The following is an 8,855-nucleotide window of genomic DNA, read 5'->3' on the forward strand; positions in this document are numbered from 1 at the left end:
CATAAGTTTATCATAACTATCAGTTTGTTGTCAAGAAAAAGTTTTAAAAACTTTTTTGGTGAAGCGCTTCATAACGTCTCGCGACAACTTTTAAATCATACCAGACAATCAATCTTGCGTCAAGCATTAATTTCGCTTGGCTGATCAATCGCGGTGTTATCTAAAAGACAACTTTGATATCATACCAAGCCCAGCAAGGTGCGTCAACCATTTTGGCCAAGTTTTTTGAGACAAAAAAATAATCCGAACAGTGCAGGTTTTACCCCAGTACCTTGTTCGGATTATTTCAGAAAACGGCACGATTAATTCATGCCTTATTCGGATGTGCTAATTTGGCTTGGCACTCTGGACACAGCCCATAAACTTCCAAATGATGCGCAGTTACCTTAAATCCTGTTTCTTTTGCTGCATGAGCCTGCACTTCGCTTAACTGCGGGTCGCTAAAATCGACAATTTTCCCGCAGTTTGTGCAAACCGCATGATAATGTGGCTGCAGTGGAAAATCAAAATGAACGGCGGTGTCGGCCACATTCATTTCTTCCACTAAGCCAAGATCGGTTAACAAACCTAGATTGTTATATACCGTGGCCACTGACATATGCGGAAAATTAGCCGCTAAATCGTCATGGATCTGTTCTGCAGTGGGATGGGCAGTGCTAGCGATCAAGTACTGAATGATCGCAATGCGCTGCGGCGTCACGCGAATCCCGGCTTGTTTCAATTTGGTGATGGTTTGATCATATACTGTTGCTTGCATAATTTTTTCCTCAATGTATCTGATTGATATTCTAATGTAAGAATAAATCTAAATAAGTCGAAAAACAACAAAATGTTGACGGTTGTAGCCTATGAGCATAAAACAACGGCTTCGAGACGCTTTGCTTAACAAGCGTCGCCGAAGCCGTTGAAAGTCTTATTTACTACTGCTACTACTGCTTAAGCTACTGGAGCTACTCGATGAGCCTGCTTTGACCAGTTCTGGCGCGTCAGTGACATATGGGATCGCCACCCCTTTATTCTTCGCCAATACTGAGGTGCCTTTCTTTTGCGCCTTTTTGAGTTTTGCTAAAGCTTTCTTCTTGTTATAGGAGTAATCCGACTTATCCACTTTCATAAAGCCATTTGGCGTGTAGAAACGCAGTAAGTCTTCATTCATTACCCGATCAGACAAGTTGAGCTCTGTGGTGACTTGGTTTGTGGCTTTATCAATCGTGGCTTTTTGTTCGCTGGACAAGTGTTTGATGACTTTCCCAGTGGTCGTATCGTAATAGGTACTGCCGACTTTGGTATATTGCGGCGTGACAAAATCGCCATTGCGGAAGGCCACAGTTTGCGAATGCTGCGAACTCAAGAGATCTGAACCAAATTGCACATAGTTATCGGCTTTGATCCCTAACAGGTTCAACAGTGTCGGTAAGACATCGATTTCCCCACCATATGTGTGGTTGACGCCACCTTTAAGGCCATCCATATGAATCATGAATGGGACGCGTTGGAACTGCGCATTATCGAAATCATCAAAGGACTTCTTGCCCAGTAATTTGGCGACCGCTTTTTTATGGTTGCCAGAGATCCCATAGTGATCCCCGTAAAAGACGACCATACTGTTTTTGTCTAAGCCAGATTGCTTCAACCACGTCATGAATTCACCGATGGATTGATCCAAGTACTTGGCCGTTTGCACATAACCATCCACCGTGTCATCCCCAGTATCGGTTTTGGTGATGGTTTGGTTTTGCTTATCCAACGTATACGGATAGTGATTGGTGACGGTGATCAACTTGGCATAAAACGGTTGTGGGAGTTGTTCCACATACTCGGCGGCATCTTTCATAAAGATCTTGTCTTTCAGTCCGTAGCCGACGTCGAAGTTCTTGCCAGATTGGAAGTAGTTTTTGGTAAAGAAGTAGTCATAGCCCCAAGACTTATACGTGTTGTCTCGATTCCAGAAACTTGGCACATCCCCGTGAGCGGCTGCTGTGGTGTACCCATTTTGATCCATGATCGCAGGAGCGGCTTGGAACGTGTTGCTAGTCCCATCAGACACCATCGCGGAGCCTTCTGGTAACCCGAATAAGGAGTTTTCCAACATCATTTCCGCATCGGCGGTTTTACCTTGACCGACTTGGTTGAAGAAGTTGTCAAAACTCAAGGTATCCGATTCATGGTACAACTTGTTGAGGTTAGGCGTGACTTCTTGCCCATCCCACTTAAAGTCGATCAAAAATTGCTGGAAGGATTCCAAGTGAATGATAAAGACGTTCTTGCCTTTGGCGACCCCAGAATACTCGACGTTTGGCGCAACTTTGTTTTTCTTTAAGTAGTTTAATACCGAGTCGATATCCGAGGCCTTGGCATTGGCTTTAGTCGCACTGGTGCGCGCGGTTTTGACGCCATCAACGACGGTATAGGCATTCAAGCCTAAATATTTGACGATATAGTTATTATCAAAGGTCCGCGTCAACAAGCCAGAGCGATCAGAGTACGCCATGCTTAAGTTAGCCCCGAACAGCAAAACTGCCAACAACGACACCCCTAAAGCAAAGCGCTTTTTGATCGGGCGTAAGTCCATATGGATCAAATGCGTCGCCAACAAAATGATCAAAATCGCCAGATCCAAGAACACGAACCAGTCGCTTGGCCGCATAATGCCGAAGATCCCTTTGGACAAGTTGTTGGACACCGCGCCAGAGCCTTTGATCAACGCAAAGGTCAAAAAGTCAGAGAATTCGCGATAATACAACACATTGGCAAACAGCCAAATCGACGTCAACGCATCGATGATCAACATCACGATATATGACTTGCGCCCGCGCATGTATAAGGCGATCCCAAATAACAACAAGGTCGTTGGAATTGGGTTTAACGCCAACAGCAAGTCTTGCATGCTGCCTTTGACGCCAAGGTTGAACTTATTTTGATATGCCCAGTAGGTTTTCGCCCAAAACAATGCAATGGCGAGGAAAAAAAATCCGAGCCTCGAATCAAAAAAGCCTCGAATTTTGCTGCCGATATGTTTCATCGTGATCCTCCACTGATTTGAAATAGTCAATATTAAAACATTATATCACACCCGTTAGTCTACACATTCACCACAGAAAACACAATTTATCGCCACAATTATGCGTGGTTTTAACTGAATGTTAACCGGTGTCCTGAAGATTGCCCTTTCATGCAAGCCAAGCTGAAGTATTTCTAAATGTAATATTGGTTTTGAAAAACAACGAGTCACGCACTGGGCATCGTCGCGCCTTTCAAGGCAACGCGGTCACGGTAGCTACGCTTAAGAATCCGAGCCAAAACTCAGCTCAAATTCTTAAGCTAGGCTACCCGGACCACTAAACCCGCTTTGAAAAGCGCTGGGCACAAAAAAAGCCCCACAGCCGCGGGACTTACAAACTGACTACTAGTCACCTAGTAGATCATAAATTTCCATCGCCGTGAGATCGATGTCATCGAAGTCAAACTTTTGGTGATGATCCATTTCTTCTAGGGTATAGGTTTCAGTCTTTGGGTCATATTCGACGAGACCTTTTTCGACACCGTCTTTTTCGAAACGCCGTGATTGCACTTCGCCATCGGTTGCTTCTTGCATCGCTTCTAAGCGTTTGATGATCGCAACTAATTGTGAGCTCTTCATACCAACGGCCCCCTTCCTGTACTTCTGTGATAGCGTACCATAAAATGGCCCACTGTGACTATGAAAATCAATTTTTTTTAGCGTTCTCAAGTTGTTTCATGCGCTTGGCCGGCACCGCTAACGCCCCGATACCAAATACCATCCCCAAATAATAGGTCAACAAACGCCACAACAACATCGCCAACACTAATTGTGACGGGGTCGCCACAAAACTCGCAAACAAGGTCTTAAATGACAGCTCTGCCCCGCCAGTCCCACCAGGAATGGGAAACAGTGACACGATCATGACGATCATCACATGTGACACCATCACCGTGACCAAATCGACTTTGCCCAAGCCAAAACTCAGCAACACGAAATATGGCACTGAATAGTACATCAGCAACTGGATCAAAGTCAGCCCGGCAGCCTTCAAGACTTTTTTCTTCTCTTGTTTGAGATGCAAGCTTTCAGCGTAAAACGTGTCGATTTTTTCATCCATGTTTTGTTGCCAGCGCAACATTTTGGCTTCGCCGACAAAGCGGCCACATAACCACACCACTGCTGACACCAGCCGCTTGGTGAAATGGTATTGATACATCACCAACAACAAGCCAATGATGACCACCACATGGATCACCAAGCCGAAGACGATCAGCCAAGCCAGCGCCCCAAAATGCGTCGCCACTCGGTTAAAACCGATGATGATGGTCAAGACGAAATTGATCAGCACCATAAACTGATACACGACGAATTTCATCAACAAAACAGAGCTGGCCCGGCCACCTTCAACGCCGGCTTGCATCAACGCCACCAACTGGGCAGGTTGGCCACCTGAGGCAAAGGGGGTGATGTTGTTGAATAATTGTTCGACTAACGGCACGCGAAATGCCGCTTGGAAACTTAAGTGCTCGCCTTGATGTTCCACGAACACTTTGACCACAAAGCTTTCGACGACCCAAGAGCCGACCATCACTAACAAGGCCACAAGCAACCATTGCAGTTGCATGTGGTTTAGGGTGTGCCATACTTGCTGGAAATTGAGACCTTTCATTTCCCAGGCGAAAATCGCCACACCAATGGCGACCATGATCAACACGGCCCAACGATTTTTTCGACTCATTTTTTACACCAATGCCGCTTGCTCGCGGTAGAATCGCTCCCACACACGGGCCAAACGGGCTTGTGAATATTCTTGTGCCGCTGCTTTTGATTTTTCAGTATAGGCTTGTTGCATTTCAGGATGATCCCGCAGTTCATGCAACATTTGGTTCATTGCTTGCACGTCGGAAGCCTCTATCGCATAAGGTTCAATAATGGTGTCATACAAATCAAGCGCGCGCACCATCACTGGGGTTTCCGTGGAAAAGGCTTCAAGCACTGCCATCGGGAACAATTCCTCAAATGACGGCAATAAGAAACAATCGGCAATATTGTAATAATCGACCATTTCTTCACGCGGTACGATCCCAGTAAAAGTCAAATTCTCTGGCGCATTGGCCACCGCCGACTTCAAATGATCATAGCCGTTGGTGATCATCCCAAAGGAAAAACCGCCAGCCCAAATAAAGCGCATGTCGGGATTGCGTTTGGCCAAGGCGATGAAATCATCAACGCCTTTGCGATCTTGCACTTGGCCGGCGCCAAACACCACAAAGTCATCTTGTTTGATGCCATATTTCGTCCGCAAAATCGCTTTGTTCTCGGCGGTTTCTGGATAAAACGTCTGCCGTGACACAAAATTCGGAATATAAGTCACTTTTTTCGGGTCGATGCCATATTCAGCCAAGCGCGGAATAAAGTTCGGGTTCACCACCACCAACGTATCCATCCGCTTATAAAAAGCCACGACATACTTATCTAGGGTCCAACGCGCCGGTTTTGGTAACGTCAACGATTGATCCAAGGTATCTGGTAAGAAATGCACATAGCCGATTTTGCGCCCGCGCCTTTTGGAAAACGTTGACGCGAAAAACGCCGGGTCGATGGTGTGATAATGGCTGATGACACTAGGTGAATAGTCATTGATACTGATGTTAAATTCGTTGGGTAAATATTGCTTCAGCAGATCCAATAATTCGGTGTACACCGCCCCTACCCCTTGGCCGGCGACTTTATCTGCAGAACTGAACATGTGGATGTCGATCATGGTTACCCCTTGGCTTCTTGTGGCCCATCTTCTTGGTCATCGGTGAGTTGTGCAGCAATGGCTTGTTGATAAAAGGCCAATACCGCATCCCCGAATTGATCTGCAGAAATCGCCTGCAGTTTGCTTTGGCGCGGCTTAGGATCATCAAAGGCTTGTGGATGCTTAAGATATTGGACACATTGGGACACCATTTCCGCATCAGTAGTAAACGTCGTCCCGATTGCTGGATCATCCAACAAGCTTTGGGTGTACTCCCCAGCAAAGGCTACAACTTTTCGACCGGCAGCCAAGGCTTCGATGTAGGTCAAGCCTTGTGATTCAGAATCACTGGCTGAAACAAACACGTCGGCGGCGCGATAATAATCGGCAATATCATCATGATCCACTTCGCCAGTAAAGCGCACATGGTCCTGTATGCCGAGACTTTCTGCCTGCGCTTCTAGGTCCGCTTTTGCCGGACCATCGCCGACCACGACCAATACCGTATCCGGTTGTTGCGCCAAAATGGCAGGCATTGCCCCAACGACGCGATCGATGCGTTTTTCATAGGCCACGCGACTTAAGGATAAAAGTACAGGAACATCGGCTAAGCCGAGTTCCTCGCGCAAATTGGGATTTTTCGCCGCAGCAAATTGCGTCAAGTCCACCCCGGTTGGAATGATCACTTTAGGCGTCGTGATGCCATAGCCTTCAAGCGAATCTGCCGTGCGTTCGCTTGGACAAACCACGCCTGCCACATGATACAAATAAGCCCGCATAAACTGGCGCACATGATACGGCCGCAATAAATGACCGTTCATCACATAATGTAAATAGTCTTCATACATGGTGTGGTAAGTGTGGACCACTGGAATTTTTAATTGTCGCGCCACGAATTTGCCGATGTAGCCCATCGAAAATTCTGTTTGGGTGTGAACAATATCGAGTTTAAGTTCTTTGGCCACCGCGTAAGCATGGAACAATCCGCGTACCGCAATGCGCCGATCGGTAAACGACACAAATGGGACGCTGGTAAACCGAAACAAATTCGGCTCAACGGCTTCTTCTGGGACATGAGGGTCTGAAGTCGTGAAAATGTACACGGTATGTCCCTTACGTTCCAAATCATCTTTCAAGGTTTTGATCGACGTTGAAACGCCTGAGACTTGCGGAAAATATGTATCTGTAAAAATACCGATATTCATCAGGCTTCCTCCAAATGACACAGTTTGTTAATTATAGTATAGCTTACCAAGCGATCTGCGCAAAGTGACTCACTGCACAACATTGTACCAGTTTTTTGCCGCTGACCAATCCTACTGAAGTCCCAATTTACGATTTTAACAATTCCATAAAGTCACGTCGGCTTCACACTTCATTCACCAATTCATGGCATCATGAAGCCAAAGGGAGTGATCACATGCAACGCAGACGTCAACGCCTTCGCAAAAAGCACTGGGGTCGGCAGATCTTCATCGCGGTGTTGATCCTCGTGGCCATTTGCGGATTAGGCGTCGTATTTTTCCCACAACTCAACAATACCATGCGCAACGCCTCTGGAGGTAATGATACGCCAGCCGACAAAGCCGTTAAATCTACTTTAGTCAGTCAACTCAACACGCAAAAAACTGGCGATGCCACGACAGACGCAGCGATTGATACTGCAACTAGTGCCATCACCAATACGAAAATGAGCACCTTAATGAAAGCCGCTAAAGATCAAAGTACCGCGACTACAATGCTCGAACAAAATGGCCTGTCCACAAGTGCTGCCACTGCGGTGTCCAGTGCGATTTACAACACCAGTGCCTTGGATACGGTGCGCGAAAAACTCGCCTCAGGAGACTATGTCGGTGTGTATCAAGCGGCTAAAGCAATTGCCAACAACAGCAGCGACCTTTCAAGCTTAACCAGTCAAGTCGCACAATATCTCCAATGACATCAATGCTTAGGCCAAATACCTAGGCATTTTTTGCAGGCAATCATGAAAACCCAGGTGACGCCTAACGGCCATGCGCATTCACATGTGAATTGCGCATGACTTAGTGAGGTGTTAACGTATGAGTGGTAGCGAACAATCTGGTTTGTTCAAATTTTTAACAGTTGAAAAAAGAGGCGTTTCATGAAGTAGAAGACTGGAATAGGTTGCTTCGGTGTTTTTGCGCTTTTGATCTTGATTGGACTGGCCATTCAATACTGGTATCTCATCATTGCTGGAATCGTACTCAGCGGTGCTATTGGTGTTATTATCATCAAAAGCAAGTCACCGCAGCGCAAGCACAAGCCGAGGCACGACGCCAACAAGCAACGGTCGAACAGCAAACGCTTGCTGCCACATCAAAAATCGACCAGATCCACCAGTTCAAACACTTGTTAGATAAAGGTGCCATCACGCAAGCAGAGTTTGACGAGCAGAAACGCAAGCTCCTTAATGACGATGACAAGCTCGAATTCTAAATCTAATCGCAACCAGAACATTAGCGATTAGATTTAGCTTGTATTTAATTGACGGCACAAAAAAAGACTCACAAGGAGTCTTCTATGTATTCATGTCGTGCAATACCGAATTAATACTTCTACCGGCGATCGGGGTCGAACCGATACTCTATTGCTAGAACCAGATTTTGAGTCTGGCGCGTCTGCCAATTCCGCCACGCCGGCATGACATGAAATATATTATACACGCTTGCGGCTAACTTTGCAAGCGAAGGCGGTGATCGGATTTGAACCGACGCATAGAGGTTTTGCAGACCTTTGCCTTACCACTTGGCTACACCGCCAGGATGTATATTTAATGCTCCGAGGAGCAATTGGGGTAGCTGGATTCGAACCAGCGCATGACGGAGTCAAAGTCCGTTGCCTTACCGCTTGGCTATACCCCAATAAAAGGGCGGTATGTGGGGATCGAACCCACGTGTGCCGGTGCCACAAACCGGTGTGTTAACCACTTCACCAATACCGCCATAAATCTTAAAAAGCAGGGATAGTAGGAATTGAACCCACACTGACGGTTTTGGAGACCGTAGTTCTACCTTTAAACTATATCCCTATAAATGGAGGATCTAGGATTCGAACCTAGGAACCCGAAGGAACGGATTTACAGTCCGT

Annotated in this window: 8 protein-coding genes and 5 tRNA genes; 2 read left to right on the forward strand and 11 right to left on the reverse strand. The window is 46.5% G+C overall.

Annotated features, from left to right (window positions below):
* Positions 1-307 precede the first annotated feature (307 nt).
* From FD01_RS13655 to FD01_RS13680, 6 genes are all read right to left on the reverse strand, one after another.
* Positions 308-757 carry a Fur family transcriptional regulator gene (locus tag FD01_RS13655; RefSeq protein ID WP_056964843.1) on the reverse strand — a complete coding sequence of 150 codons (450 nt, stop codon included), beginning with the start codon at positions 755-757 and terminating at the stop codon, positions 308-310.
* A 156-nt stretch (positions 758-913) separates the two neighbouring features.
* Positions 914-3,022, reverse strand: a complete 2,109-nt coding sequence (locus FD01_RS13660) for an LTA synthase family protein (RefSeq protein ID WP_056964845.1) — start codon at positions 3,020-3,022, stop codon at positions 914-916.
* A gap of 384 nt (positions 3,023-3,406) precedes the next feature.
* Positions 3,407-3,640, reverse strand: coding sequence for a YkuJ family protein (locus FD01_RS13665; protein ID WP_054718529.1), 234 nt, complete (start codon positions 3,638-3,640; stop codon positions 3,407-3,409).
* 67 nt (positions 3,641-3,707) lie between these two features.
* A complete protein-coding gene (locus FD01_RS13670; RefSeq protein ID WP_054718527.1) occupies positions 3,708-4,742 on the reverse strand; it encodes a lysylphosphatidylglycerol synthase transmembrane domain-containing protein in 1,035 nt (344 codons plus the stop codon).
* A gap of 3 nt (positions 4,743-4,745) precedes the next feature.
* Entirely contained in the window at positions 4,746-5,768 is a 1,023-nt protein-coding gene (locus tag FD01_RS13675; protein WP_054718524.1) for a glycosyltransferase family 4 protein, read from the reverse strand.
* Positions 5,769-5,770: 2 nt separating this feature from the next.
* The gene (locus FD01_RS13680; RefSeq protein ID WP_056964847.1) at positions 5,771-6,952 is read right to left on the reverse strand and encodes a glycosyltransferase family 4 protein; all 1,182 of its coding nucleotides are present in this window, start codon (positions 6,950-6,952) and stop codon (positions 5,771-5,773) included.
* Positions 6,953-7,167: 215 nt separating this feature from the next.
* On the opposite strand from FD01_RS13680, the gene FD01_RS13685 reads away from it, so the two are divergent.
* Positions 7,168-7,686, forward strand: a complete 519-nt coding sequence (locus tag FD01_RS13685) for a hypothetical protein (protein WP_056964849.1) — start codon at positions 7,168-7,170, stop codon at positions 7,684-7,686.
* Between the two features lie 164 nt (positions 7,687-7,850).
* On the forward strand, positions 7,851-8,204 hold the full coding sequence (locus FD01_RS13690) for an SHOCT domain-containing protein (protein WP_082611929.1): 354 nt from the start codon (positions 7,851-7,853) through the stop codon (positions 8,202-8,204).
* Positions 8,205-8,324: 120 nt separating this feature from the next.
* Here the strand turns inward: FD01_RS13690 and FD01_RS13695 are convergent.
* From FD01_RS13695 to FD01_RS13715, 5 genes are all read right to left on the reverse strand, one after another.
* Positions 8,325-8,408: transfer RNA gene (locus FD01_RS13695), tRNA-Leu, on the reverse strand.
* 47 nt (positions 8,409-8,455) lie between these two features.
* Positions 8,456-8,527: transfer RNA gene (locus FD01_RS13700), tRNA-Cys, on the reverse strand.
* A 30-nt stretch (positions 8,528-8,557) separates the two neighbouring features.
* A tRNA-Gln gene (locus FD01_RS13705) sits at positions 8,558-8,629 on the reverse strand.
* 7 nt (positions 8,630-8,636) lie between these two features.
* Positions 8,637-8,709: transfer RNA gene (locus tag FD01_RS13710), tRNA-His, on the reverse strand.
* Positions 8,710-8,725: 16 nt separating this feature from the next.
* Positions 8,726-8,796 (reverse strand) — tRNA-Trp (locus tag FD01_RS13715).
* Positions 8,797-8,855: the final 59 nt, after the last annotated feature.

The organism is Lacticaseibacillus manihotivorans DSM 13343 = JCM 12514, assembly GCF_001435035.1.
Classification (GTDB): Bacteria; Bacillota; Bacilli; order Lactobacillales; family Lactobacillaceae; genus Lacticaseibacillus; species Lacticaseibacillus manihotivorans.

Bases quoted from the DNA above. Each gene is read 5' to 3' on its own strand.
- FD01_RS13655 (WP_056964843.1), bottom strand. From the start codon at position 757: ATGCAAGCAACAGTATATGATCAAACCATCACCAAATTGAAACAAGCC.
- FD01_RS13660 (WP_056964845.1), bottom strand. From the start codon at position 3,022: ATGAAACATATCGGCAGCAAAATTCGAGGCTTTTTTGATTCGAGGCTC.
- FD01_RS13665 (WP_054718529.1), bottom strand. From the start codon at position 3,640: ATGAAGAGCTCACAATTAGTTGCGATCATCAAACGCTTAGAAGCGATG.
- FD01_RS13670 (WP_054718527.1), bottom strand. From the start codon at position 4,742: ATGAGTCGAAAAAATCGTTGGGCCGTGTTGATCATGGTCGCCATTGGT.
- FD01_RS13675 (WP_054718524.1), bottom strand. From the start codon at position 5,768: ATGATCGACATCCACATGTTCAGTTCTGCAGATAAAGTCGCCGGCCAA.
- FD01_RS13680 (WP_056964847.1), bottom strand. From the start codon at position 6,952: ATGAATATCGGTATTTTTACAGATACATATTTTCCGCAAGTCTCAGGC.
- FD01_RS13685 (WP_056964849.1), top strand. From the start codon at position 7,168: ATGCAACGCAGACGTCAACGCCTTCGCAAAAAGCACTGGGGTCGGCAG.